The following is a 26,987-nucleotide window of genomic DNA, read 5'->3' on the forward strand; positions in this document are numbered from 1 at the left end:
TTAAAAGCTCCACACATTGCCTTTTCATGCTGCTTGTTAAAATTGCATATCAGAAACAATTTATCTAAGTTTGTAAGATGATAAGCGCCATAGCAAATTCCATTTTTCAACGTGCAATCGAAGATTATCACGTGCATGACAATATCGATCACCCTATTGAAAATCCATATGATAAGTCTTCATTGGAGCATTTATTGTATTTAAAATGTTGGATCGATACGACGCAATGGCACATGGAAGATGTGGTCCGCAATCCGGATATAGATCCTAAAGAAGCTCTTTATTGGAAACGACGTATCGACGAATCTAACCAATATCGCACGGATACGGTGGAATATATTGACAGTTACTATTTGCACGAGTTTGAGGGAATCAAACCATTGGAAAATGCAACTATAAATACTGAAAGTCCTGCATGGGCAATAGATCGTCTGTCCATTTTAGCGCTGAAAATATATCATATGTCTCAAGAGACCTTACGGAAGGATGTGGACCAAACCCACATCACGACCTGCCAAGGAAAACTGGATATACTCCTAGAGCAACGTACAGATCTATCCTCTAGTATTGATGCGCTTCTAAAAGACATAGAAGAGGGTAAAAAGTTCATGAAAGTCTATAAACAGATGAAAATGTACAACGACCCAAATCTCAATCCTATTCTCTACGCTAGCGGCAAATAATCAACATGTCTATACCTGCTAATATAGTAGTCACCCGATTTTCAGCAATGGGTGATGTGGCCATGGTCGCTTCTGTATTAAAAGAACTCATTAAACAATATCCTGACATTCGCATTATTATGGTCAGCCGACCATTGTTTAGGGCTTTTTTTGAAGATATTACAGGGGTCACTTTCCATCCTTTTGACCCAAAGGGTAAGCACAAAGGGCTAACTGGGCTACGAAAGCTTAAAATTGAATTGGACACTTATCAGGCGGATGCGGTCGCGGATTTACATTTCAATTTGCGATCTCGAATACTCGATATGTTATTTCGTCTTTCAGGAATACAGGTACAACAATTGGATAAAGGTCGAAAAGAAAAGAAGCAGTTAACTAGGTTTCCAAATAAGGTATTAAAGGCACTGAAATCCACCCCTGAACGATATGCCGATGTATTCCGCCAGCTCGGTCTTTCGCTCACGTTATCTGGAAAGCTCGCTAAAGTGGTTAAACCTCTTCCACCAATGGCTTTAGCACTCTTTGCAGATGAAGAGTCCAAAAAAATTGGGATTGCTCCTTTCGCTCAACACTCCTATAAAGTATTCGCAATTACGAAGATGGAAAAAGTGGTGCAATATTTGTCAGAGGCAGGATATGATGTATACATTTTTGGAGGGGGGGGTAGTGAAAAGGTTGTTGCGGAAAAATGGGAAAACCAATTCACTCGTGTACACAGTATGATTGGAAAGTTCAAGTTAAATGAAGAACTCGCTATCATCGCTAATCTGGACCTCATGATTAGTATGGACTCATCGGGCATGCATATGGCTTCATTGATGGGAATACGTTGTCTATCCATATGGGGTGCAACACATCCATACGCTGGATTTTTGGGGTATGGCCAGCATTACGAAGATTGTATACAAGTAGACCATCCTAATCGACCTAATTCGGTCTATGGGAATAAACCGTGCATTTGTGATGGTATAGAGGCCATTGACCTCATTACGGAGGAGATGATAATTCAAAGGATTAAGGAGGTCGTGTGATGAAGATTGGATTGATTACCGTGCGGTATGGGTTAGATATCAATGGAGGAGCAGAATTCCATTGCCGTATGTTAGCAGAGAGGCTATCGTCTTTCTATCAGGTTGAAGTATTAACGACTACCATTAGAAATTATGTAACTTTTGAAAATCCCTATCCCATAGGTTTAGAGCAAGTCAATCAAATTAATGTCCGCCGCTTTGCTAATAAACCATTTAATGCTAACTCTTTTTATCAGGCCGAAAAGAAAGCTAAATGGTCGAGAAAAATAAGACGGATAATCTATCGGCTGGGGCTAAGTCAATTAGTTTTTAAGTTATTCCCAATTTGGAGATTCAAATTAAAAGAGGAATACGAAGTCATGAGGTCACATCGCTTCTACTCCGAGAATCTGTTGGATTACCTTCAGGATCATCAACACGAGTTTGATGCTTTTATATTTTTCTCCTATGAGAATCCACTCACTCAACTCGGGGGGCTAATCGCTCCAAAAAAAACTATTTTGATGCCGGCTGCCCATATGGAGGGAATGCTTTTCCGAAGTATTAATACGCACTTATTTGCTAAAGTGGCTCACATTGCCTTCAATACGGAGACTGAGATGAAAATCTGTCAAGATATATTTCAGCAAGCTATGGCTCCACATCAAGTGGTAGCTGTTGGAACTTCGGTCGCCACTCCTGCTGATAGTGAATCTGTAAAGTTGCAATATGACCTACCAGAAAGATACTTACTTTACTGTGGACGGGTTACTCAGGAAAAATTAAATTCATTGATTCCCGATTTTCTAAAATATAAAAAAGAGTATCCCAGCGACTTACGCTTGGTACTAACAGGGGATGTGATGTCGGAGAAAATCATTTCTAGTGAAATTTTTTATACCGGATTTGTATCTGAACCGACCAAAACAAGCCTCATGAAAGGAGCACTAGCTATTATCAACCCTTCTACGGTCGAGAGCTTATCCTTACTAACTTTAGAGGCACTATCACTTGGCAAGTATATCATTGCAAATAAGCGCTGTCAAGTGATGATGGAACACGAACGCAGGAGCCTTGGGGCAGTAAAATGTTATGGTTCGTATAAAAACTTTACCGAGATCTTGAATGATACACTACATAACCCTACCCTTCTTGAAGAGATAAGGGATGTTGCTCAGCAATATGTGACGAATAACTACGATTGGGATACTGTTATTGGGAAATACAAACAAATTTTAACGCAAATAAAGCAATCTCGCCCATATGTTTAAGATAGGTTTTGATGCAAAAAGGTATTTTACAAATGCGACGGGATTGGGTAACTACAGCCGAGACCTGATCCGAATCTTATCTACAGGACTGGATAATGTGGACCTTCGTCTTTACACGCCAAAGGTATTGGAAAAGTACAGCTCGTCTTCCGAACGTCTAACGCCTATTCTTCCCAGAAGTATCGAGGGAAAATTGTTTCCTCAATTATGGCGGTCTACTGGAATCCTTAGCGATTTGAAGCGAGATCAGATTGATATCTTCCATGGATTATCGGGAGAGCTACCAATCGGTATATCGGGGACTACCGTAAAATCAGTCGTGACTATGCATGATTTGATATTCCTGCGATACCCCGAGTGGTATGGGTATTGGGACAGAAAGATATATAATAAAAAATTCAAACAAGCCTGTCATGAGGCCGATAGCATAGTGGCGATCAGTGAACAAACAAAAAAGGATCTTCAGACATTCTTCGCAGTACCTGAGAAAAGGATTCAGGTTATCTATCAAGGTTGCCACCCAGAGTTCAAAATAGCAAAGACAGCGGATGAACGAATACAACTTCTAAAGAAGTTAGGTATCCCATCATCTTTTTTGCTAAATGTGGGTACGATTGAGCCAAGGAAAAACATACTTTCCGTCATTCAAGCCTTGGAAGAAATTGATTATCCATTGGTAATCGTTGGAAAGAAAACGGACTATCAAACAGATTTGCAAAAATTTATTGCACAAAAGAAGATGCATCACAGAATATTCTTTGTTGAAGGTCTGTCTATGCGAGAACTATCTATTCTCTATGGCGCTGCTACTGCTTTTGTATACCCATCCAAGTTCGAGGGATTTGGAATTCCGATAATTGAAGCCCTATATTCAGGAACACCAGTAATTAGCAACAAAGAAGGAGTTTTTCCTGAAGCGGGAGGACCTTCATCGGCATATGTAGATATCAATTGCTTAGACGAGATTAAGCATGCAATCATGAGAATCTTGGAATCCGAGAGTCTAAGAGCCGCTATGACTAAAGATGGCATCGCCTATGCACAGCGATTTAACGACGACAAATTGTTGACACAATGGCGAATGCTGTATTTGAGTCTATTAGATTAACTAACCCTGAGATTGGTTTGTAAAACGATTTAATCCATTTTCGCACCATTTCGATTTGTGTAAAATCGCATCATTCAAAATCTTATCGTTTTGTGGTAGTGCGCTACGAGGTTCTTCCTTGTGATACAGGTGGTAGGCAATAGCCGAAAATTTGATATTCACCCTTCTCACACCTGCATTAAACATCCGCTCCACAAATTCGCTATCTTCTCTTCCCCATCCTACGAATTCGTTGTTAAAACCATTGACCCTTACCGCATCCTCATAAAAAAAAGACATGTTACAGGATCGAATGGCACGGTGGCTATAAGTGATTGGCCTTTTTATCATTTGCGCAAGAATCGTGTTCCTAAATGCAAATAGGCGCTTTTCAAACCGGTATTCAATATCTGGATCACCATATACCGGCTTGAAGGGACGGCTAGGATTCTGTAAGATGTGAAGTGTCTTCTTCTCGGTTAGTAAGAATCTTCCTCCCTGTATAAAAAATCCCTTTTGCGCAAATCTAATATGATCTTTTACAAAGTAAGGATTGAGTATCATATCACCATCTATAATAATTACATAGGGGCACTTAACAAGCGACAATGCCCTATTGCGAATCTCTGCGGCCCTAAAACCATTATCAGGATGCCATGCATGCAGTAAGGGAATCTCAGACAGAGTCCTATATTTATCGATGAGCATCTTTGTCTCTGTCCCAGAGCCGTCATCTGCTATAATTACTTGACTCGGCTTGACAATCAAGGAGTTGACCGATACCAAAACGGACTCTAAGGCATCTGGTCTGTTGTAGGTTGTTATAATAAGTGCGACTTCCAATATATCTCTATTGCTTTATGTAAGATATTGCCAAATCTACAGTGCTCAGGCAAGAATTGGATTGACCACATATTTGTCCAATCCATTTATACAGTAGGTCAGCTGTTGTTTCTTCGTTTGTTCAAAGATACGTTCATTTTCTAGAATCGTTTCCTTTGCATTGATTTTATGCCACAAATGAAAAACAATCCCTCCAAATTTCAAGAAGCGTTTTTTAAGACCCGCATTCATAAGGCGTGCAATGAATTCCTTATCCTCTGGACCCCAGCCGATAAAATCTTCATTGTAACCATTTACACGAATAGCATCTTTTCTCCAATACGCCATATTACACCCATGAATCTCCCACTTCTCCTCTCCTTTAGCTTTGTAATTTGTTTCAAACAATTTCCAAAACAGGGAGCACCTGAAGGCACTGAAAAAGTTAGAGACTCCTCTTGAAAAGGGATTAATCTGGATGGACATCTTATCCATTTTATCCTGTGAATATTTTTTATCTAGATAAATTCGACTTGCTCTTACAAAAGAATTGGATTGGGAAAATCGAACATGATCCTCTATAAAGTAAGGATGCAGTATGAGATCACCATCTATCTGTATGATATAATCAGACGAACAACTTACAATTGCTTTATTCCTGATCTGTGCCAATTGAAAGCCATTATCAGGTTGCCAGATATGTATTATGGGAAAGGGAGCTACCTCTCGCCAGTGATGTATCACACTTAAAGTATCCTCACCCGAACCATCATCCGCGATAACGATTTCGTCTGGATATACGGATTGAGCCATTATACTTTCCAAACAGAGCGACAAAGCAACTGGCCAATTGTAAGTAGATATTAATAGTGATACTTTCATTTATAAAGATGATACGTTTATATCAAAACAACTCATTTCTATTTCCCCAGCATAATTCGGTCCAAAACTTCAAATTCATGTTCACGATTGTGATTATTTTTAAAATACATCATAGCCTGGTCTGACAGTTCCTGATAGAATAAATCATCTTCTAATAGACGTACGATGTAATCTGCAAATTCAATATGATCCTGTGCTACGAGACAGCCATTTTGTCCCTTATTGATAAGCCCATCGACTCCACGTCGGTTGGTCACAACAGGCAATCCAAAAGAAAGTGCTTCAAGCACTTTAATTTTAACACCAGTACCACTTAACATAGGACATATGCAAATCTTGGTATCCCTATACACTTGGTCCAAATCTTCTACCAATCCTAGTTTAATAATATTTTCAGCATCTTTTATCATGCTTCCAATTTTGCCAACAACCCCAATTTTATATTTACTTACTAAAGGTTGGACATATTCTTGAAACCACTCCATACTTCTAACATTGTGAAAATTAGCACTTGCGACATATAGAATATCATAAGCTCTATCTTTCTTGGCGATATCGGTTGTATTAGTATTAAAGGAGATAGGCAAAAGACTAACTTTCTTTTTGGCAAACTGTTCAAATATAAATTGCTCTTCTATTGAATAAGTCCAGATTTCATCGAATTTCTTTAGAATGTTCATTTCAGATTCAAATCTATCTCCCATTTTAATGGTTTCATCTCCCTGCTCTTTAGCCATTAGTTGCAATGTGGTAAAATCATGTGTGTCCAAAATCTTATAAGCATCTATATCTGAATCGATTACATTCCCGTATTCAGCATAGCTGATGATTACGATATCATAACGTTGTTCGGAGATGATTCGCTTCAATGTTTTTTTAAAATAAGGCGAAACTCTATCTATATCACTGGTGTTCAGAATTTTATTTATTTCCTTAGGCAGCTTATCCGTTAAGAAATAACGAATAATATTTCCCTTTTCCATTTTGAACGGAACTATCATCAACCCTAAACTTGGATAGTGAAGTTCAAATTTTGTTTTGCCATCTTCATCCCAATTTATAGAAGAAATAAAATCGACGTCCATCATCTCTCTTCTGGCCTCAAAATACTGCAAAAGTTGGCGGCATCTTGTTAAATTACCAGCCTCTGAAGAAAAAGGATTTTCCGCCATGTAATACAAAATCTTCTTTTTATGCATGGATTTTCAATGTTAAATTAACTAATTTTGTAACATTGCAAATATGGACAAAAATCACGTATTAGACGAACTCGCCATAATTATTCTGAACTACAATTCAAGTACCGAGGTCCAACGTCAAGTCGATACATTACTAGGTGAAGGCTTCACTAGGACATCTTTCTACATTATTGACAATGACTCCACCGATGCAAAAAAACTTGAAGACTATTGCAGAGTAAAAAATATTTTCTTCCATGAAATGGGAAGTAACTTAGGCTATGCTCACGCCAATAATTGGGCAATAAGAAGAGCTAAAACCGATGGAAAGGATTTTTTTTTAATATTAAATCCAGATATGCATATCGATGCCGATTGTATCTACACACTTTGTTTAACTATCGCTCAAGACCCCTCTTTAGCTGTGGTTGGTCCTAGAATCATGTTTAATAACCAAAGGGACATGATTTTCTCGGACGGAGGGTTACTTATTCCAAAAAGGGGATTTGAAGGAGGGCATGTTAATTGCTTATCCATGCTTGAAGATGTATCACTAACTGGGCTAAACTATAACATTGATTATGTAAATGGAAGTGCAATGCTTTTTCGATGGGATGTTTTGGAAGATATTGGATTTATGTACGAACATTTATTTATGTACTACGAGGAGTCAGAGTGGTGTTACAGAATAAAGCAGTCCAACCGCTGGAAAATTGCTATCAATACTGATGTTAGCGCTTATCAAACAGACAGTTCAAGAGGGGAAGTATATGAATATTATATGACTCGAAATAGAATATGGCTCTGTAGGAAATATAAAGGAAATATCTACAAGGCGCTTAAAAACCGTTGGCGCTTAATTAAAAAAATTTTTAAACGAAGAGATTTAAGCAATCAGGAAAAAAGATCCTTTATTAAGAAGGTAATCTCGGGCATAAGAGATGGATTCAAATTAGATCTTCACCCTTCTACAAAAGGTTACCAAACTGATTTCAATCGACATTCTCGATAAGTGAACTCCATATTTATAAAAAAATGAGCAACGACATTAAACCCATTGCAATCCATTTACCTCAGTTCCATCCCTTTCCTGAAAATGATGATTGGTGGGGGAAAGGCTTCACTGAATGGAGAAACGTAGCAAAATCAACACCGAAGTTTAAAGGGCACTATCAACCTCAATTGCCCAAAGATTTGGGTTTTTATGATTTAAGGTTAGAAGAAGCACTTATACAGCAAGCTCAACTTGCAAAAGAATACGGAATATACGGCTTTTGCTATTATCATTATTGGTTCAGCGGAAAATTACTTATGGAAAAACCATTAGAATTGATGTTGGCATCAAAAAAAATAGACTTGCCTTTTTGTCTTTGCTGGGCTAATGAAAATTGGACAAGAATCTGGGATGGTTCTGAAAAATCGGTATTGATAGCGCAAGATTATAATTTAGATGACGATCGAAAGCACATACATTACTTAATACAGTTCTTTAAAGACGAAAGGTATATAACAATTGATGGATGTCCAGTTTTAGTAATGTATAGGAGTGAACTCCACCCCAAAATCAATGAAGCTGTTCAACTTTGGAGGGATGAAGTTAAAAAAGCAGGATTTAAAGACCTATATTTGATTAGGGTAGAGAACTTTGAAAAAAATATAGATCCAAAAACACATGGATTCGATGCTGGTATGGAGTTTGCCCCGGATTTTGGGCTTGCCAGGAAGAAGTTTTTAAAAAAGAATCCAATTGAATATGTCTTCACAAAAATCTTACATAAAACAGGTCTTAGGCGTAGTGGTCATTTCCAAAACAATGTCTACAGCTATGACGAATTAGTCGAAAAAATGATGGACAAGCCCAAAAAGTCCTACAAGCAGTTTAGATGTATAACTCCGGCTTGGGATAACTCTGCTAGACGATCGACTGGCGCAACAATCTACCATGAATCAACTCCGGAAAAGTTTGGCAAATGGGTATCCTTCGTGGCAAATTTTACCGATAGGAACTTTAAAGGCGATGAAAGAATATTTTTTATCAATGCATGGAATGAATGGGCCGAGGGCAACCATATGGAACCGGATTTAAAAAATGGCCGCGCTTATCTTGAGGCATTTAGAAAAAACAAGCTGTGAGCTTGTTTTTTCTAGAATTTTAGTTTTATATAAATTATTAGTGCTCGTATTGCAGATTTAACATCACCTTCCTTAATAAAGCGAGAGGCTGTTTCTCTTATCTTCTTTTTATATACCTTAAACTTTGAATTTGCAATTTTCCATCCATAATGAGCAACAATAATACTCCATTTGTCAAGCTCAAAATTAGGATCTCCTTGTGTAGAACTTAGTCCGCCTCCTGCGAACCGTGCAATAGTCAAGGGTATATATATGGGGTTAGTGGTCGAGATTGTCCTCAAGTTAAAATCATAATCAGCACAAACTGCGTACTGAGTGTTATATTCGTTATTGGCAGCAAAAAGTGTATGATGGTAAAATATAGATTGATGACAAATATTGTGTCGAAGAAAATCTTCAAGCGGTATTTCACCTTTATAAATTTCTCCATCCTTTGCCCATGGTGTACCTCCATCTATCATTACATTGCCATATACAAGTTTGGAATCAGCACAGGTCAAATAAGGGGCGCAACTACTTAGAGTATGGTCTTCAAATAAAGCATCATCACTACCTAAAAACAGAAACCAATCCCCTCTCGCTCTTCGTAGCGCCTTATTCATCGCATCATAGACGCCTTCGTCAGTTTCTGAATTAAAAATAATACGCCTATCACCAAATCTTTGGACTAAGCTTTTTGTCTGATCGGTAGATCCTCCATCTTGTACAATGATTTCATAATCCACCCAATCCTGCTTAATGATACTTTCAATACAGCGCTCAATAGTTCTTGCCGAATTGAAAGTGGGGATAATGATGCTAAAAAAAGGCATGTCTAGCTAAATAATGATTTGATTTTTTGCAAAAACGAAGGTTTATTCTTTTTGTAATATTCTTTAATATGTCTCCAGTCGTCTCCAACAGGTTCTTCAGACTCATCAATTCTTTCACCTACAAATCTATATTTTTTTCTACTGATGGGAAATTTTCTACCCTCAAAGAATTCATCATGCACCGTTTTGCTATCCTGAAAATCTTGATAAATAGTTTCGAGAAAAGTTTGGTCGACGCCGTATTCTTGATGTTGTTGACGACCGACAAATTGTTGAATCAAGTCATACATTTTAAGATATCCGGATTTAATTCCCCACATTCCTCCAAGAATCCCCAATTTGCTGGCTCCAAATGGAATCTGATGAAAAGGATGATCTCGCATCACATGAAGAATCGTACCATCGGCAATCCACTCTCCTACTGCTAAGGCCTCTCTTTTTGAAATACGAGAATCAGCGTCTCTAAAAATGGCTCGTTCACAGTCTTCTCTATCAACCACAAAAAATCTCCAAAACAATGGATGAATAGATTCGTCGGTTATCAATACCAACTCTACGTTTCGCTCCTTGAGTTTATCCAAAATATCATCTGGAACATTCTTATCATGGAAAACAATCATACTCCACCCAGGATAAATATCCTGCAATGCATCTGCATTTTTGACCGCTCCAATCGTGTAAAGAGGAAGCTCTCCCCAAAGACTAAAAGAGAGATATTTCTTTCTATTCATACATCTAGTCAGTAATATTTTTCAAAAAAACACCTGTTTAAGCAGGTCAGATATATTTTATAGCAAGAACAGAAAATAAAATATACCCCAAATTGACGAATAAATATTTATACTTGCTAATAAATTCAAATATTAATCCATATAATGGATAAGCATTTTTTAGCATTCCGTTCATGAAATTATCGATTATCACTATTAATCTCAATAACAAATTGGGCTTGATAAAGACGCTACAATCCATACAACAACAGACCGTTCAAGATTTCCAACATATTGTTATAGATGGCGATTCTACCGATGGAGGTAAAGACATTATTGCAAGCAACACCCGTATAAACAACTGGATATCAGAAAAAGATTCAGGTGTATATGATGCCATGAATAAAGGTATAAAGCTAGCAACTGGTGAATACTTGTTATTTCTGAACAGTGGAGATACCTTGTATGAAGCGCATACCATCGAAAAAATCTTTACTGATTTACGTCTTGAAGATGTGATTTATGGCAATCTTATGATTGACGACAAGGAAAGTCCATATGTATACCAATTTCCAAAATCACTAAGCTTTAAATTCTTGTTTCACAATTTTCTAGGTCATCCATCAACATTCATGAAAAGACGGCTTTTTGAAGATTTTGGGCCTTATGATTTAACGTATAAAATTGCTGCAGATTGGGCCTTCATGGTTAAGGTGATTGCAAAAGAGAATGTTACAACAAAACATATAGAACAAACTATTGCAATATTCGACATGGACGGGATGAGTGCTGACCCAAAAAATGTCCCCATAATGCTTGAAGAACGAAAACATTTTCTCCAAAAGACCTTCCCACTTTTCTATGAAGACTATCTGGATATTCAGCAGACCGAACATGCTTTGGAAAGGATAAAATCATCGAAAGGGTTCAAGATATTGAGGGCCCTTGGCGTGAAAAAATTCAAGTAGATGTGTCCTGCAACATTATCCTGAGCATCATGCTTGAAAAAAGGGACGGACACATGCAATATTAGATTAATTTCTGGTAAACATCGATAGTTTTATCCACACAATCGTCTAGTGAGTATCGTTGCAACTGTTTGCGCCCTTTTTTTATTAGATCGAGACGATAATCAGGGTGCATCAATAAGTACTCCATTCTTTCTACCAAAGAATCCAATTCCTCTGTTTCAAAATAGACAGCGGCATCTTCGGCTATTTCGGGAAAACAACTAGCATCGCTCAACAAAATTGGGCATTCATTTTTAAATGCTTCTAGTATGGGCAAACCGAAGCCCTCATACATAGACGGGTAGACAAAGTACAACGCATTTTTATACAATGTATTCAGTTGGTTATCGGTAGCGGCTATTTGTACCGTCCTATCCAAAACATGGTGTCTATACAGGTGCTCTTTTTCAGCTATTTCCAGCGGCCCTCCGGCCAAGACCAACTTAAGATTCGGATGTCGTCGGGCCAAAATACCAAATGCTCGGATAAACAAACTAAAATTTTTATATCCATATCGACTACCAACATATAATATATACTCCTTGGGGATGCCCTCGACCTCCTCATGAAAGATGTCGTCAGTCAAGTCTATTCCATGATATACCACTTCTATTCTGTCATCGGCTATGCCATAGTATTTCAATATATCGTCCTTTGTCTGCCTCGAAATCGCAATGATCTTGTCTGCTTTATTGATTAGTAGTCGTTTTTGATAAGCGGTGGGGTCTCCCGGCGGAAAAAATTCGGGTAAGTTCTCATACGTCATATCATGAACGGTTATAACTAGCGGCTTCTTCAATGATTCAATAAAATAGGGGTCAAAGTACGTAGGATGAAAAACATCTACGTCCCCATTAAGTTGGCTTTCAATAACCGCTCTATTTTTGTGTAGGATTTTATGGGCTTTACGAGGGTATTTCTTTAGCTTTTCAGCAAAATTGAACTGTCTCAGGTTGCTATTGGGCAAGTAATAATTGATATTACCAAATACGTCGAGCGAATAGGTAATCCCATCTACCGCGTCAATACCTCGCATCAATTCAACGAAATACCTAGATATTCCACCAAATTTCTGAGCCGTAAATATCTGATAATCATACAATACTTTCATTCCAAAGGGTATTATTGTTTTAGTAAGAAGGTAACGCATAGCTTATACCTCAAAAAACTATAAAAGAAAGAGCGATGATTTGATAAGATACAATGAAGATTTTTCAGTTTAGGTCGCGTTTGTTTGGAAAAATATCCACGCCTAACTTACATTCACCCTTTCCTCTAATGTTGGAAGAGGCAAAAATAAAGCTAAAAATTTTAAAAACTCAGATTAATTCCAAAAGATTGACAAAACAACTGGATATATATAAAAAATTTACTAGAACTGATTCATGACTTGGACGACACGAAAAATCTCTTCTTCTGTATGTCCATAGGATATTGGTAAACTAAGGATAGTTTGATGTATCTCCTCTGATATAGGGTACTCACCTCCTTTCCACACTCCTTCCATGGCCTTTTGCTTATGAGGGGGTATAGGGTAATGCACTTCTGTCTTAACCCCATGATCCGATAAATAGTTACGCAACCGATCTCTTTGCGGGTGCCTAATAGCGAAAATGTGGTACACGTCCTCAAATCCCTCTTGGATAATGGGCAATACAAAGTTGGGGTTAATCTCATTCATATAAATGGAAGCCAACTTTCGCTTATGCGCAGTAATCTTATCCAAATATTTCAGCTTGACAGAAAGAAAAGCGGCCTGCAACTCGTCTAATCTCGAATTATATCCTACTTCTTCATTGACGTATTTTATTGATGAACCATAGTTGCGCAGTGTTCGTATTTTTTGGGATGCAATTGCACTATTGGTAGTCACCGCTCCGGCGTCTCCCAAGGCCCCTAAATTCTTGGTTGGGTAAAAGCTAAAAGCACCAAAGTCTCCAAAGCTACCTGCCATTTTTCCTTGATACCGTGCTGCATGCGCCTGTGCACAATCTTCTATCACACAAAGATTATGTCGTTCTGCTATAGCCATTATAATCCCCATATCGCACATCTTACCATAAAGATGCACCGCCAGTATAGCCCTCGTTTTAGATGAAACAGCAGCTTCTATCTTTAAAGGGTCTATATTATAAGTACAAATATCGGGCTCTACTAAAATCGGTTTCAGCCCACAATGCAGGATTGCCAATATCGAGGCTATATAGGTATTTGACGGCACGATAACCTCGTCTCCAATAGCAAAGTCGAGTTGTTTAAATGCCAATACCATTGCATCCAGCCCTGAGGCTACTCCAACACAATGCTCTACCTCACAATATTTTGCAAATGAAATTTCAAATTGCTCTACCTCTTTGCCCAAAATATACCAACCACTGTCTAAAGTACTTTTAAATATTTCATGGTATTCCTCAAAAAAGGTTTGGTTACTTTTTTTTAAGTTTTCGTATGCTATCATCTAATATAAGGTTCGTATATATAATCGTTGGAATCAAAATATTCGGACGCTAAAACCATGAGTATAGCATCTGATGTAAAATTGTACATCCGATGCCAATCCTTTGGCTCCAATATCAAACAACTATGTGGTCTATTTAGCAAAAACGTATGTTCATGACTACCGTCATTATTATAGATTTCGCAACTGCCTTTAATACAAATAGCAGCTTGTAAAGTATTATGATGCCGATGCCCCCCCCGAACGGATTCATTAACGCCGTAAATGTAAAAAATCCGCTTTACATCAAAAGGTACTACCTTTTCGATTACCGTAAGATTGCCCCTCTCATCGGTGAATGTTTTCAAATCTAGCTGATAAGCCATTTTCGTAAGAAATAAGATTGGTGATAATAGCGATTAAATTGTCCTTTAATGAATAGGAGATACATACGGCGAAGAGATTTACGTATTCGCGGTATTTCAATTGCCTCGTGAAATTTCCGAGCTGCTTCAACTCTAGCCAATGCACGATCGGCAGCTTTTAAAGCATATACATAAGGGCCATATATATATTGTAAATCATTTTCCGAAAGTCTGTATACGGATGTTGGTAAGAAAGCATTGGCCTCTGCATATTTAAATGCATGGTAATGATAGAACACTACCGGAAAAACAATAGCAGTTGCCGTCTCTCTTCCATACAGGATACCATCTCTATGTTCAAAATCATATTGCTGAACATTCCAAGGTGCTACTCCACCTCCTAAATGCTTTAACTCGTGTACACCTTTAAAACGGCTTGCCCAATCATCCAAATACTTTTGATCTCCAAATTTACCTTCTTCAATACGATTATAACACCACGCTATGCAAGAAGAGCGCCACCATTCAAGTGCAGTCATCCCTTCTTCGGTATCCTTGAAACACATAAATTGTACGCAGTATTTACCACTGGAATCAAATTGGTCATATTCCGGGGTGTAGCGATGCTCGGTAATTAGCACAGAGCGTTCTCCCATTTCGCCAAGTAAAACAGAAGGATCTGCGAAAAATAAAAGATCAGCATCTAAATAGGTACAAGAATCAAGTTGGTAGGTCTGTATGGCATATTTGATAATCGAGGGAGTACAGGTCCAACAATATTCAGCCTCTGTACGTGTGGGTTTGATGGCCAACAATTGCTCGTCTTCAAAATCCGTGAGTGATATTATTGTGGCATATTGTAGATGAAGCTTACGTAATGTTGAATAACAGACATCATCGAAGGCAAAAATATAAAGATGGAAGCTAGGGCAGTATCGTTCTAGAGAATGGTACATGGCTAGTCCTCGAGACAGATATCGAGAATCGAATAGGGTACAATAATTGATCATAAGGTGTGTTGTAATAAAAATCCTTTGTCATATCCCGCTAGCTCCCCGTCAATATACATATCTGCTTCACCCACGACATAAGATGAAAAATCAGCCAATATAATATACTGTGTAAAATGCTGAAGAAATTGCTCTTCATTAAAAAACCAAGCGGGATAAGATGCTTCATATATTTCAGGAGGAACTCGCTGAATAGTAAGACGGTCTCCACCCGATCGAACAAAGGCTGTCCGATCGAATAATAAATACGGACACTTCATTTTACTTAAATCTTCTAAGAATAGATGCGCGTATTCTAGATATTGTACAACACTAGATAGCAAGATAACGTCTGGACGAACCTCTGCAATACTTTCGCTAATTGTATGATAGAATTTAAGCTGATGATTCTCAAATTCCTCCCTCCCTATATCAACATAAGAAGGCTGTTCAACGATATGCCAGTGCAGACTGCTGAGGGGTTTCAAAAAATCTTTAACTTGAAAATATGTACTTCCCAACGAACCTCCAAAATCAAGCACCCGCAAGCTATTACCACATTGTGCAGCGATATATAAAAGACTGCTTATAACGGGAAACGGATATTCTTTTTTATCAAAAAGTACTGAATCACGTTCATATACGGCTTCACCATCGCGTACCTTTGCTAAAGAAAACCTAGTTTTTTCCAAAATGTTAAGCTGATCATAACCGGAGGTCTCCTCTTGAGCTGCACTCCAAGAGACATAATTTCCAAACCACCCGTATTTTGTCGGTATAGGCTTGGGGGTATTCTTCTTTTTGAAGAAAAATCTTTTCATAGTTTATTCCATTAATAATTGTAATGCACAAAAGACATCCACACAGACAACAAGCAATCAAGCACATAACGCTAGACCAAGTTGAAAAGTAAGCAACCTTATATAAAAGAAACAAAAACTAATAATCTACCATACCTTAGATTGAAACATCTATTTGGTAGCATGACGAAAGTAATAGCAAAAATGCTACTACAGTATAAAGCAACGGTTTAAATTGGTAACATATTCAACAAAAAAACGACAGTGAATCCGTAATTTATTTCCTCAAAATCAACAACATCTTTCCCTAACAAGAGCGCATATCCTCCGTCCCAATCATTCTCTTTGAGAGATGAAGTGCACCTTTTAACCTTCTTTCCACACTATACAATAGTAAAGAGAGACTATAAAAGATTCCTTAGACGTCTATGTCAAATGATAGTTTATTTGCAACAAAAATAATACATTTATACACTACTTGTATATGGTTCTCTTAAATATATTATTTTTCTTTTTCACCCATCAAAATGATAAAAAATAAAGCCTTATCTTGCACATAGACCATTTAGTGTAAAGCAATATAACATGCCAAATAAAAAACTCTACATCATCCGTCATGCAAAAGCTGAAGAGCACTCTTTTACGAAAAGTGATTTTGAACGTCATCTAATCTCGAAGGGAAAGGAAAGAGCCGAACGAATTGCCCTCGAACTAGCTGGTGAGCTACAAATAGACGAACAGACCTTGTTCATCTCCTCAACGGCTAATCGGGCGTTGGAGACTGCGCATATTTTTGCAGATATACTTGGCTATTCCCCAGCTGCTATCCAATTGGAGCGTGATATTTATGAGGCTCATCATCGAGATATCTTGAAGGTAATCAATAGTGTTCCGTCTTCTTTCCAAAAAGTATTGGTTTTTGGCCACAATCCTGGATTGTCTGACTTAGTGGACTACCTCACCAATCGGCCTGTAGACCTCAAGACCGTCAACATTGCCATTATCGAACTACCAGCTAATTTTGATTTTGCGCACGTAAGTGCTAACAGTTCGAATCTGATCAAGGTGCTAGCATAATATATTACATCACCCCCTCCTCCCATAGGTGAGATTTTGTATAAAGGGTGGGGTTTTGTACCTTTAATATCTTATGGCAAATCAACTCCAATTTGAAAACTCTCCCTATCTCAAACAACATGCCCATAATCCGGTACATTGGATGCCATGGGGTGAAGAGGCATTGACAAAAGCAAAAAACGAAAACAAGCTGATTATCATCAGCATTGGATATTCAGCTTGTCATTGGTGTCATGTAATGGAGCGAGAAAGCTTCGAAAATGAAGCCATCGCGGAGACGATGAACAAATTTTATGTCCCCATTAAGATTGATCGTGAAGAACGCCCAGATATAGACCAGATTTACATGATTGCCGTTCAACTCATGACCAATGCTGGTGGTTGGCCATTGAATTGCATCTGTTTACCTGACGGCCGGCCAATCTACGGAGGGACTTACTTCAAGCCTCATGACTGGCAGAATATCCTATTGCAAATCGCTCAAATGTGGGAGGAACAACCCCAAGTCGCTATTGAATATGCGAGCAAATTGACCAATGGCATACATCGTAGCGAACAGCTTCCTATACATCCGATTCCGGAACAATACACACAGCAGGATCTCTTAGACATCGTCAATCCATGGATTGATCTATTTGACAAACAAGATGGTGGGTATAGCAGAGCTCCCAAATTTCCGCTTCCCAATAACTGGGTATTCTTATTGAGATATGGTGTGCTATCCAACAATCAACAGCTTGTAGATCATGTACATTTCACCTTACAAAAAATGGCTTCAGGTGGAATCTACGACCAGATTGGAGGCGGCTTCTCCCGTTACGCTGTGGATTCCCGTTGGCACATTCCACATTTCGAAAAGATGCTCTATGACAATGGACAGCTCCTGTCTCTGTATTCTGAAGCCTACCAACAGCGTCCACTTCGCTTTTACAAACGTTTGGTAGATGAAATTGTGGAATGGGCTGAACGGGAGATGTTTGCGGAGAATATGGGTTTTTACAGTGCATTAGATGCAGATAGCGAGGGGGTAGAAGGCAAATATTATTCATTTTCTAAAACAGAAATAGAACACATCCTAGGGGAAGACGCCGAACTTTTCATCTCCTATTTTAATATTACAGCCGAAGGAAATTGGACAGAGGAATCTACTAATATCCCTTTTATCGACTTAGAAGCAGATATCATGGCATTGGATGCGGGGTATACGCCTGATGAATGGGACATCTACTTGAAAGAGGTCAAGAATAAATTATACACCTATCGCGAGAAGAGGGTGCGCCCTGGATTGGACCACAAACAACTAGCGACCTGGAATGCCTTGATGCTAAAAGGGCTGCTAGATGCATATCGTGTATTTGACAATGAAAAATACCTTCGGCTAGCGCTTCAAAATGCGAAGTTCATTATTAAAGAGCTTGTCAAAGCCGACGGTACTATGTTGCACCAACCCAAGGACCACAACCGCGAAATCGGGGGATTCTTAGATGACTATGCTTTTACCATCGAGGCCTTCGTCACTTTATATGAGACGACTTTCGAGGAATACTGGTTGACCCAAGCCCATATCCTATTGGACAAGGCAATTGAATTGTTCTATGATGTAGAGCAAAAGGTATTTTTCTATACGGCCGACCAATCGGAAAAACTTATTGCCCGAAAAAGTGAAATTATGGATAATGTCATCCCTTCTTCTAATTCTACGATAGGTCGACAATTGAAAAATCTAGGCCTTCTGCTGGATGAAGAGAACTATACGGCAATCGCCGACCAATTGTTAGCTAACGTGTTTCCGCAGATCAAATCCTACGGATCGGCATACTCCAATTGGGCCATCCTACTGCTTGAAGAAATCTACGGGAAAAACGAAATTGCCTTAACGGGAAAAGACGCGGTAACATGGAGAAAGCTGCTAGACAAGCACTACATTCCAAATAAAATCACATTGGGAGGAACAAAAAGTAACCTTCCCTTGTTATTAAATAGACAAGGTATTGAATCAAAAGCATACCTTTGCAAAAATAAAACATGCAGTCTTCCACAGGATTCGATTGCTTCACTACTGAATTTAATAAATGATAACGGGAGAGATTGATCTCCCATAATTTAATTCCAATGGCAATAGCACCAAACAACGTAGTAACGTTGACTTACACACTTCACACAGTTGAAAACGGTGAAAAAACTTTCGTAGAGCAAACCAATAATGAAAATCCTTTGGACTTCTTATATGGCGTAGGCATGATGCTTCCAAAATTTGAAGAAAATATTGCAGGCCTTAATGTTGGCGATAAAATTGATTTCGAACTTTCTGCGGTTGATGCATATGGTGAAAAAGACGAACGTGCGGTCGCTCAATTACCAGCAGACATGTTCAATGAAACAGGTCTACCTCCGGTAGGAGAGGTTCTTCCTCTTCAAGACAACGAAGGAAACCAATTTCGTGCAGTAGTAATTGAAGTAACTCCAGAAGCTGTGGTAGCAGATTTGAATCACCCGATGGCTGGAAAAAATCTACATTTCGAAATCGAAATTCTCTCTGTTCGTCCAGCTACTGAAGAGGAGTTGTCTCACGGACACTCACATGGACCTGATGGTACACACAGCCACTAAGCTGCCTGTACTTCAAAATACAAAAGCCTCGAAAATGTTTTCGAGGCTTTTGTATTTTATAGCTTTATTGCTCTAAGCATTTCTCTTTTCCCAGGAGCACCCGGAGCTTTCTCTATCTTAAAGCCCAGTGCCTTCATACTCCTTTTCAAGTTGCCGGTAATAGCATAGGTCACAAACAAACCTCCGGGCTTGATAAATTGCGCAATATGGGACAAAGACTCATCTGACCACATCTCAGGTTGGTGCACGGCTGCAAATGCATCAAAATAGACTACATCAAATTGCCGATCGGTCTTAAACTCTAAAAGCAACGTTTGTGCAATGTGCAGATCGATCTGCGCTGTAACCTTCGTCGGTTCGGTGAATGAAGCGCTATAGTTATCTAAAAATTGTTGCCAAAGGACGGTCGATACATATTCGCCATATCCCATCTCTTGCACAATGTCCAACGTTAAGGGGAATCCCTCGATACCAAGATAGCTAAGCTGGATATCTGTAGACGAGATGTAGGAACAGGTTTGGATGAAATTAAGTCCCGTCCCGAACCCTATTTCAAGAATGGAGACCTGCTTCCGTTCATATTGTTTCAAGAAATAATCCAGTCCCATATTCACAAATACATGTTTACTTTCTTGCACCGCTCCGTGCTTAGAGTGATAACACTCACCTACGGCTGCATTATATAGGGTTTTAGACCCGTCGCCGGTTGTTACTAAATCCATTACTACTTAAATTTTAGCAAACTTAGAAAAATTAGGGAGTAAATGGGACAGTATATCGCAAAATATAGTCTGGCCTACAAAAGCTATGATTTGTTTCACTTTTTTGCAACGACATATCGGGAATATAAAGCATTTTGTCTAAGTTTATATCAAACTTAAATGAAAAGCAGCGGCAAAACATTTTTAGATAATTACGGGAGCCTACTCCTTCTCTTGCTTGGCATATCGATTGGCTGTTTAATCGGAATCTTTGCAAAGGACATTGTCCCCTATATCAAGCCTCTCGGAGATATTTTTCTCAATTTACTTTTTGTTTCTATTATTCCACTTATATTTTTCGCCATTTCGTCTTCAGTGGCTAACATTGAGGGTAATAATCGTTTGGGAAGGATTATGACCGTAATGGCATTGGTCTTCTTAACAACCATTGTCATTGCTGCTATCAGCATGATTGTCGTACTCAAACTATTCCCCATTGACCAGGTCATCAAAGAGGTGCAACCGTCCGATTCGGTGTTGCTAGCTCCGGATGAAACATGGGGAGACCGTATCGTTCGCTTCCTAACGGTGGGAGAATTCGCAGACTTACTGTCACGACAAAGTATGTTGGCGTTTGTGATTTTTTCCTTCTTAGTCGGTATTGCCGCTCGCAAAACAGGTGATACGGCACGCCCTTTTATCATATTCATCAACGCAGGCAATGAAGTCATGAAAAACCTGTTGATATTGATTATGAAAATTGCCCCAATCGGCTTGGGAGCCTATTTTTCATTTCAAGTATATGACTTAGGCCCTAAGCTTTTCGATATCTATGCCAAACCCATGGCGATTTATTATGGATATGGAATCATCTACTTTTTTGTATTCTTTACGATGTACGTATTTATTGCAAACGGTCGGAAGGGAATAAAATCTTATTGGAAAAACAACATTTTACCTTCCTTCACAGCTATATCAACATGTAGCAGCTTGGCCACTATGCCCGTTAATTTAAATGCGGCACCACATATGGGCATCCCCAGCTCTGTATCAAATGTTGTGATACCTCTGGGCACTACTCTTCATAAACATGGGTCTTCCCTCTCCTCCATTTTGAAAATATATGTTGCTTTTGTACTGATTGGGTGGGATTTTTTCGAGCCAACGACTATGATTATTGCTGTTGCAATAACGGTACTGGTCAGTATTGTGGCTGGAGGTATCCCTAATGGGGGATACATTGGAGAAATGCTAATGATTTCTATTTATGGGCTACCTACAGAGGCCATCCCTGCCGTGATGATTATCGGCACATTAGTAGATCCGCTAGCAACAGTACTGAATGCTACTGGAGATACCATGGCTGCCATGCTGGTCACACGCTTCTCGGGAGAAAAGTTCGCAAATGTCAATGATGTGTAGCTCAGAACCTAAGGCCTAGCTTAATCTGTCCATATTGGTGGTTTTGATACATCTTTTTTCCCTCTTTGGTGTTAAACAATACACCTGCCTCTATTGATATACGCGAATCGGAATAAGCTACTCCAAGATGATGTCGCCATATATGGGGCATGGTTTCAAAACGATCTTCCTTTTTCTTTGCAAATGGACCTCCCTGTAAAGTCGCATTGTAAAATTGAGAAGAGTAACTCGGTGTATAAAAAAAGTAGTATTCAGAACGTGTATCAAAGAAACTGCCATTACCCACGAAATGTGAGGTATGGAAATTAGATAGTTTGCCCAGCCGCAAGGAAAGCTCAGCAGTCGCATTGGAGAAAATCATCCCTCCTCTTAATGAAGCACCACCAGAAAGCTCAACTTTATTAGAGCTACTCCGCCAGATTCGCTTTGCAAGACTCGCTTCTAAATCCACCCCTATGGAGGTATTAAGTTGGGATTCCCAGCTTTGGACTTTATACATGCCAAATACACGATGTACATAGTCTTGCACTTCCTTTCCTTTGGCGGCATTACCTATGACGCCGACCTCGGTCTTGATAGCCCAAATCCATTCATCAGAAAATACACGCTGAAAACGTCCGTTCAAAAAAAGATAGGCTGTAGATGGCCTATCCCAATATACATCGTCACCCGCATAGACTTCGATTCCATTATACAGTTGATGGCCCAATTGCAACGATAGAAGATCTGTTTTAAGAGCTGATTGAGAGAGTGGTGTCTCCAATGTAAGGATTAATCCATTGGTATAATATCGATCTTGGCCAGTCATGAGATAAACATCGTTATCGCTCTGCAATGATATAAAATGAGAATTGAGTTGTTGAGCAAGTGATGCTCCCACCATGGAGAAGCAAATCGTAATCAGAAGGAATACTTTAAGAAAAACACGATTACGTCTCCAATACATTGTAAAAATTCGGATATAGGTACATACCAAGGACAAGATAATTATTATTTCCGGATTTTTATCCGCTTTGAATAAGTCGAATCCACATTTTAACCTCATTATTTAAAACAATTCCAAATAAGGCTCCTGATTTGGTTTTTTACTTACTTCCATTCGTATTTCGTAATTTTGCACTTGATTAAGTGTATAAAAAATGAAGCCATCGCAAATCTTCACAACTACGTAGTTATGAGGACGAATTGCGACACCGACTTTGGATTGGATGGCATTTCATTACAGAAAAAAAGAAAAACCAAGTGCGATGCCCTCATTTATCTTAAACGAGACTAGCACTTACTAATAATTTATACGGATGAAAAAGAGTTCGATTGTATTAATAGTTATCATTGCAGTAGCTATAGCCATGATATTAGTGATCTACACAGATTCGAGTACATATTCAAATTTCACCCAGGCCAAGGAGAAAAATACAGAATTGTATGTGGTGGGGGTATTGAATAAGGAAAAAAAACTAATCTATGAGCCTACTAAAGATGCGAATCACTTCTCATTCTATATGTATGACAACGACAGTACAGAATGTCAAGTAGTATTTAACGGAGCAAAACCACAGGATATCGAGCGTTCGGAACAAATTGTATTGACAGGGAAAATGGAAGGAAATGTATTTCATGCAAGTAAAATTTTGATGAAATGTCCGTCTAAATACAATCAAGATCAAATGGAGGTTACCGAATCAATGGCAACTCCGAAAACAGCTTCTATTCAATAATCAGCAGTATCACTTATTTTCAATAATGGACGTAAATTACGTTGGGGAACACCTTATTCCAGGTAAAATTGGACAATTCTTTGTTATTTTAGCCTTTGGATCAGCTCTTTTAGCATTTATCAGTTATTTCTTTTCAACCCGAAATCCGGAGGACAAATCTTGGAAAACAATAGCTCGGATTGGAACCTGGTTGAATGCTATTTCAGTGGTCGCTATTGGTGCGATGTTATTTTACATCATCTACAATCACCTTTTCGAATATCACTACGCTTTTGCGCATTCGTCCAAATCACTACCGACCCACTATATTATTTCCAGTTTCTGGGAAGGACAAGAAGGTAGTTTCTGGCTATGGAGTTTCTGGCAAGTAGTAATATCCATGATTTTATTATTCAAAGCCAAATCATGGGAAAGCCCAGTAATGACGTTTGTCATGCTGTGTCAAGTGTTTTTGTCCTCTATGTTGCTAGGCATAGAAATATTCGGACATCGTATAGGAAGCTCTCCTTTCATCCTGCTAAGAGATGCCATGAATTGGCCTTTCCTCAGCGACCCTAATTATTTGTCAATGATACAGGATGGAAGAGGTCTCAACGCCTTACTCCAAAACTATTGGATGGTGATTCACCCACCCACTTTATTCTTGGGTTTCGCCTCTATGATTGTACCATTTGCATACGCCGCAGCAGGTCTTTGGACCAAACGGTACAAGGAATGGATCAACCCAGGATTGCCTTGGGGTATGTTTGCAGTAATGATATTGGGTGTTGGTATCATTATGGGGTCTTTTTGGGCCTATGAAGCCTTAAATTTTGGAGGTTTCTGGGCATGGGATCCCGTGGAGAACGCCTCTATCATCCCATGGTTTACCTTAATTGCGGCAGTTCACGTCATGGTGGCATACAAAAACTCCGGTCACTCTTACTTTACAGCGACTTTTCTTGCCTTAATTAGCTTTGTACTGGTAATCTATGCTTCTTATCTTACTCGTAGCGGTATATTGGGAGAGACTTCAGTACACTCTTTCACTAGTCTAGGGATGTCTGGACAATTGATTATCTTCAACGTCGCCTTTCTCGTTATCATGGTTGTGCTATTGATTGTCCGCAAAAAGGATATGCCGACAACGCAAAAAGAAGAAGATATTTATTCTCGTGAATTTTGGTTGTTTATTGGTGCACTAGTCCTTGTTGTAGCCTGTGTCCAAATCATTTCGACGACTTCCATCCCTGTATATAATGCCATCTTCAATACAGATGTAGCCCCTCCTATTGACCCTATTCCCCACTATAATAAATGGCAAGGTGCTTTTGCTGTTGTGGTATTGATATTGACTGCTTTTACGCAATTCCTAAAATACAAGAGAACGGATTCACGTAAATTTTTCGCGGCTACGATTGCCTCCCTTATCATTGCCTTAATTATTTCTGCAGGAATTGTATATGTGACCAAGATATACACAAATTTCATGTACATCTTGATTGCTTTTGCAAGTACATACAGTATCATCGCTAATATTCAAATTTTGGGAGATGCCTTTAAAGGCAAATGGAGATTGGCTGGCTCGGCAGTAGCTCACATAGGATTTGGGCTGCTGGTTATCGGTGCGGTAGTAGCAGCAGCGACCAACGAGGTCATTTCGATTAATAACAGCGGCTATATTGCTGTTGCAGGATTTGACAAAGTAGAGAAACCTGGTGAAAATCTGTTTTTAACGGAAGGGGAACCTGCACAAATGGGACAATACCGTATTACCTATGTTGGAGATAGTATTGCTCCTCCTAATGTATACTATAAAATTAAATTTGAACAACTTGATGAAGAATCAAGAAAAGTCAAAGAACAATTCTTATTGATGCCGTTTGCACAGAACAATCCACAAATGGGAGGGCTGATCGGGACACCGTCAACCAAACACTACATCACTCATGATATCTATACCTTGATTACTGCTGCCCAAGCGGATACGCAGACCCAAGCTGGAAATAAATCAGAAGAAGAGAAATCCAGCTTTGATGATTATGAAGAGCCCGCAACCTATCAAGTCAATGTGGGTGACACCTTAAGATACCGCAATGGATTCTTCGTTATAGAAGGGGTAAATAAAGACGCAACCATCAACAAAATTCCTAAAGCACCAGATGATGTACTCGTGGGCTTGAAGATTAAAGTAGTGGCGAAGGATAAGAAAGAGCATCAAGTAGAACCTCTTTTCTTAATAAAAGGTGGCAATACATTTGATTTCAATAAGGATGTAGAAGCGGAGGGATTGCGATTCAGATTCACCAATATTCTTCCAAAGCAAGATAAACTTGAAATCATGGTCTATCAGAAGCCCCTGCCAGAGAAAAAATGGATTGTATTCAAAGCAATTAAATTTCCTTATATCAACTTCTTCTGGTGTGGCACAATAGTCATGACAATTGGATTTATCATGTCTATCTATCGTCGGGTCAAAGACCAAAAAATAAAAACCCAACCAACAAAAGCATGAAAATCATCATCCTAGGAAGTGGAAATGTGGCAACTCATTTGGCCAAACGCTTACATCAACTAGGTCATTCGATTTTACAGATATACAGTCGGAATAAAGCCAATGCACACGCATTGGCTTTAACTGTCAATGCTATTGCTGTGGATGAACCGGATCAACTATTCGCTGATGCCGACCTCTATCTACTTGCCGTCAGTGATGAGGCTATCCCCACCATAGTGGAGCTTCTTCCAAACAATCTAAATGGTGTGATCGTACATACATCAGGGGCGACAGATATACAAGTACTTGAAAAATTTGGGCATTCAGGTGTACTCTACCCCTTACAGACACTCTCCAAACTACAGGCTATTGCGATGGAGCAGATTCCTATAGGAGTGGAAGCCAACTCCCAAGAAACCTATGATAGACTTTGGAAACTTGCACAAGAGCTTTCACCAATGGCTTTTAAATGCGATAGCCAACAACGATTAGCTTTTCACATAGCAGCTGTAATGGCCAACAACTTCAGCAACATCCTTTATCAAATTGCCTATGAAATATTGGAAGCACATGATTTACCGTTCGACCTTTTGCTTCCCATCATACAAGAGACGGCAAAAAAAGTAAAAAATAGTGCTCCCATAGCGTTACAAACAGGGCCTGCCATACGAAATGACAATATTACGATAAACAAGCATTTGAACTTTCTTAGGGAGAATAGGGCTTGGCAAGAAATCTATCAACAATTGACAATAGAAATTGCTAAAAGGAGAGGTAACTAAAGTATTCCTTAC

General features: G+C 38.9%; 26 protein-coding genes. 14 read left to right on the top strand and 12 right to left on the bottom strand.

From position 1 onward, the window contains the following. The first annotated feature begins 77 nt into the window (after nucleotides 1–77). Genes OQ289_RS19050 through OQ289_RS19065 form a run of 4 tightly spaced genes read left to right on the top strand, consistent with a single transcriptional unit; the run spans nucleotide 78 to nucleotide 4,072 of the window. Nucleotides 78–683 carry a DUF4254 domain-containing protein gene (locus OQ289_RS19050; RefSeq protein WP_270088351.1) on the top strand — a complete coding sequence of 202 codons (606 nt, stop codon included), beginning with the start codon at nucleotides 78–80 and terminating at the stop codon, nucleotides 681–683. Between the two features lie 5 nt (nucleotides 684–688). Next, nucleotides 689–1,714, top strand: coding sequence for a glycosyltransferase family 9 protein (locus tag OQ289_RS19055; protein ID WP_270088352.1), 1,026 nt, complete (start codon nucleotides 689–691; stop codon nucleotides 1,712–1,714). Continuing rightward, nucleotides 1,714–2,964, top strand: coding sequence for a glycosyltransferase (locus OQ289_RS19060; protein ID WP_270088353.1), 1,251 nt, complete (start codon nucleotides 1,714–1,716; stop codon nucleotides 2,962–2,964). The genes OQ289_RS19055 and OQ289_RS19060 overlap by 1 nt, the downstream gene beginning before the upstream one ends. Next, nucleotides 2,957–4,072 (top strand): glycosyltransferase family 4 protein, encoded by a 1,116-nt coding sequence (locus OQ289_RS19065; RefSeq protein WP_270088354.1) that lies wholly within the window; start codon nucleotides 2,957–2,959, stop codon nucleotides 4,070–4,072. The genes OQ289_RS19060 and OQ289_RS19065 overlap by 8 nt, the downstream gene beginning before the upstream one ends. Here the strand turns inward: OQ289_RS19065 and OQ289_RS19070 are convergent, their stop codons facing one another. The 3 genes from OQ289_RS19070 to OQ289_RS19080 are packed head-to-tail and all read right to left on the bottom strand — an operon-like array spanning nucleotide 4,073 to nucleotide 6,954. Next, the gene (locus OQ289_RS19070) at nucleotides 4,073–4,894 is read right to left on the bottom strand and encodes a glycosyltransferase family 2 protein (protein WP_270088355.1); all 822 of its coding nucleotides are present in this window, start codon (nucleotides 4,892–4,894) and stop codon (nucleotides 4,073–4,075) included. Between the two features lie 45 nt (nucleotides 4,895–4,939). After that, nucleotides 4,940–5,755, bottom strand: a complete 816-nt coding sequence (locus tag OQ289_RS19075; RefSeq protein WP_270088356.1) for a glycosyltransferase family 2 protein — start codon at nucleotides 5,753–5,755, stop codon at nucleotides 4,940–4,942. Between the two features lie 38 nt (nucleotides 5,756–5,793). Next, nucleotides 5,794–6,954: a glycosyltransferase gene (locus OQ289_RS19080; protein WP_270088357.1), complete on the bottom strand. Its 1,161-nt coding sequence runs from the start codon at nucleotides 6,952–6,954 to the stop codon at nucleotides 5,794–5,796. A 43-nt stretch (nucleotides 6,955–6,997) separates the two neighbouring features. Here OQ289_RS19080 and OQ289_RS19085 point away from each other — a divergent pair, with 43 nt between their 5' ends. Both OQ289_RS19085 and OQ289_RS19090 read left to right on the top strand, forming a co-directional pair. Next, a complete protein-coding gene (locus OQ289_RS19085) occupies nucleotides 6,998–7,945 on the top strand; it encodes a glycosyltransferase (protein ID WP_270088358.1) in 948 nt (315 codons plus the stop codon). Nucleotides 7,946–7,968: 23 nt separating this feature from the next. Beyond that, a complete protein-coding gene (locus tag OQ289_RS19090; RefSeq protein ID WP_270088359.1) occupies nucleotides 7,969–9,066 on the top strand; it encodes a glycosyltransferase WbsX family protein in 1,098 nt (365 codons plus the stop codon). An 11-nt stretch (nucleotides 9,067–9,077) separates the two neighbouring features. Here the strand turns inward: OQ289_RS19090 and OQ289_RS19095 are convergent, their stop codons facing one another. Next, a complete protein-coding gene (locus tag OQ289_RS19095) occupies nucleotides 9,078–9,878 on the bottom strand; it encodes a glycosyltransferase family 2 protein (protein ID WP_270088360.1) in 801 nt (266 codons plus the stop codon). Between the two features lie 2 nt (nucleotides 9,879–9,880). Further along, the gene (locus tag OQ289_RS19100; RefSeq protein WP_270088361.1) at nucleotides 9,881–10,609 is read right to left on the bottom strand and encodes a hypothetical protein; all 729 of its coding nucleotides are present in this window, start codon (nucleotides 10,607–10,609) and stop codon (nucleotides 9,881–9,883) included. A gap of 173 nt (nucleotides 10,610–10,782) precedes the next feature. On the opposite strand from OQ289_RS19100, the gene OQ289_RS19105 reads away from it, so the two are divergent. Further along, nucleotides 10,783–11,556, top strand: a complete 774-nt coding sequence (locus OQ289_RS19105; RefSeq protein ID WP_270088362.1) for a glycosyltransferase family 2 protein — start codon at nucleotides 10,783–10,785, stop codon at nucleotides 11,554–11,556. Between the two features lie 61 nt (nucleotides 11,557–11,617). Here the strand turns inward: OQ289_RS19105 and OQ289_RS19110 are convergent, their stop codons facing one another. The 5 genes from OQ289_RS19110 to OQ289_RS19130 all read right to left on the bottom strand — a co-directional run bounded on the left by OQ289_RS19110 (nucleotide 11,618) and on the right by OQ289_RS19130 (nucleotide 16,210). Then, on the bottom strand, nucleotides 11,618–12,709 hold the full coding sequence (locus tag OQ289_RS19110; RefSeq protein WP_270088363.1) for a glycosyltransferase family 4 protein: 1,092 nt from the start codon (nucleotides 12,707–12,709) through the stop codon (nucleotides 11,618–11,620). 261 nt (nucleotides 12,710–12,970) lie between these two features. Continuing rightward, nucleotides 12,971–14,056, bottom strand: coding sequence for a DegT/DnrJ/EryC1/StrS family aminotransferase (locus OQ289_RS19115; RefSeq protein WP_270088364.1), 1,086 nt, complete (start codon nucleotides 14,054–14,056; stop codon nucleotides 12,971–12,973). After that, a complete protein-coding gene (locus OQ289_RS19120; RefSeq protein ID WP_033565410.1) occupies nucleotides 14,053–14,421 on the bottom strand; it encodes a sugar 3,4-ketoisomerase in 369 nt (122 codons plus the stop codon). The genes OQ289_RS19115 and OQ289_RS19120 overlap by 4 nt, the downstream gene beginning before the upstream one ends. After that, nucleotides 14,406–15,410 carry a glycosyl transferase gene (locus OQ289_RS19125; protein WP_270088365.1) on the bottom strand — a complete coding sequence of 335 codons (1,005 nt, stop codon included), beginning with the start codon at nucleotides 15,408–15,410 and terminating at the stop codon, nucleotides 14,406–14,408. The genes OQ289_RS19120 and OQ289_RS19125 overlap by 16 nt, the downstream gene beginning before the upstream one ends. Continuing rightward, entirely contained in the window at nucleotides 15,407–16,210 is an 804-nt protein-coding gene (locus OQ289_RS19130) for a methyltransferase, TIGR04325 family (RefSeq protein WP_270088366.1), read from the bottom strand. Before OQ289_RS19130 ends, OQ289_RS19125 begins: the two co-directional genes overlap by 4 nt. A 564-nt stretch (nucleotides 16,211–16,774) precedes the next feature. Between OQ289_RS19130 and OQ289_RS19135 the strand changes: the two genes are divergently transcribed. The 3 genes from OQ289_RS19135 (at nucleotide 16,775) to OQ289_RS19145 (ending at nucleotide 19,876) form a co-directional block, all read left to right on the top strand. Continuing rightward, nucleotides 16,775–17,266 (top strand): SixA phosphatase family protein, encoded by a 492-nt coding sequence (locus OQ289_RS19135; protein ID WP_270088367.1) that lies wholly within the window; start codon nucleotides 16,775–16,777, stop codon nucleotides 17,264–17,266. Between the two features lie 73 nt (nucleotides 17,267–17,339). Beyond that, nucleotides 17,340–19,358: a thioredoxin domain-containing protein gene (locus OQ289_RS19140; protein ID WP_270088368.1), complete on the top strand. Its 2,019-nt coding sequence runs from the start codon at nucleotides 17,340–17,342 to the stop codon at nucleotides 19,356–19,358. A 20-nt stretch (nucleotides 19,359–19,378) separates the two neighbouring features. Further along, nucleotides 19,379–19,876: an FKBP-type peptidyl-prolyl cis-trans isomerase gene (locus OQ289_RS19145; RefSeq protein ID WP_033565415.1), complete on the top strand. Its 498-nt coding sequence runs from the start codon at nucleotides 19,379–19,381 to the stop codon at nucleotides 19,874–19,876. Between the two features lie 56 nt (nucleotides 19,877–19,932). Here the strand turns inward: OQ289_RS19145 and mnmD are convergent, their stop codons facing one another. Continuing rightward, nucleotides 19,933–20,598 (bottom strand): tRNA (5-methylaminomethyl-2-thiouridine)(34)-methyltransferase MnmD, encoded by a 666-nt coding sequence (gene mnmD, locus OQ289_RS19150; protein ID WP_270088369.1) that lies wholly within the window; start codon nucleotides 20,596–20,598, stop codon nucleotides 19,933–19,935. Nucleotides 20,599–20,757: 159 nt separating this feature from the next. Here mnmD and OQ289_RS19155 point away from each other — a divergent pair, with 159 nt between their 5' ends. Next, complete coding sequence (locus OQ289_RS19155) at nucleotides 20,758–21,999, top strand: dicarboxylate/amino acid:cation symporter (protein WP_270088370.1); 1,242 nt, start codon at nucleotides 20,758–20,760, stop codon at nucleotides 21,997–21,999. Nucleotide 22,000: 1 nt separating this feature from the next. Here the strand turns inward: OQ289_RS19155 and OQ289_RS19160 are convergent, their stop codons facing one another. Then, a complete protein-coding gene (locus OQ289_RS19160; RefSeq protein ID WP_270088371.1) occupies nucleotides 22,001–23,044 on the bottom strand; it encodes a lipid A deacylase LpxR family protein in 1,044 nt (347 codons plus the stop codon). A 253-nt stretch (nucleotides 23,045–23,297) separates the two neighbouring features. On the opposite strand from OQ289_RS19160, the gene OQ289_RS19165 reads away from it, so the two are divergent. Genes OQ289_RS19165 through OQ289_RS19175 form a run of 3 tightly spaced genes read left to right on the top strand, consistent with a single transcriptional unit; the run spans nucleotide 23,298 to nucleotide 26,975 of the window. After that, nucleotides 23,298–23,717 (top strand): cytochrome c maturation protein CcmE domain-containing protein, encoded by a 420-nt coding sequence (locus OQ289_RS19165; RefSeq protein WP_033565418.1) that lies wholly within the window; start codon nucleotides 23,298–23,300, stop codon nucleotides 23,715–23,717. Between the two features lie 25 nt (nucleotides 23,718–23,742). Then, the gene (ccsA, locus tag OQ289_RS19170; RefSeq protein WP_270088372.1) at nucleotides 23,743–26,211 is read left to right on the top strand and encodes a cytochrome c biogenesis protein CcsA; all 2,469 of its coding nucleotides are present in this window, start codon (nucleotides 23,743–23,745) and stop codon (nucleotides 26,209–26,211) included. Continuing rightward, nucleotides 26,208–26,975 carry a Rossmann-like and DUF2520 domain-containing protein gene (locus OQ289_RS19175; RefSeq protein WP_270088373.1) on the top strand — a complete coding sequence of 256 codons (768 nt, stop codon included), beginning with the start codon at nucleotides 26,208–26,210 and terminating at the stop codon, nucleotides 26,973–26,975. Before ccsA ends, OQ289_RS19175 begins: the two co-directional genes overlap by 4 nt. Nucleotides 26,976–26,987: the final 12 nt, after the last annotated feature.

Origin of the sequence: Sphingobacterium sp. SYP-B4668 (genome assembly GCF_027627455.1) — a bacterium.
Classification (GTDB): domain Bacteria; phylum Bacteroidota; class Bacteroidia; order Sphingobacteriales; family Sphingobacteriaceae; genus Sphingobacterium.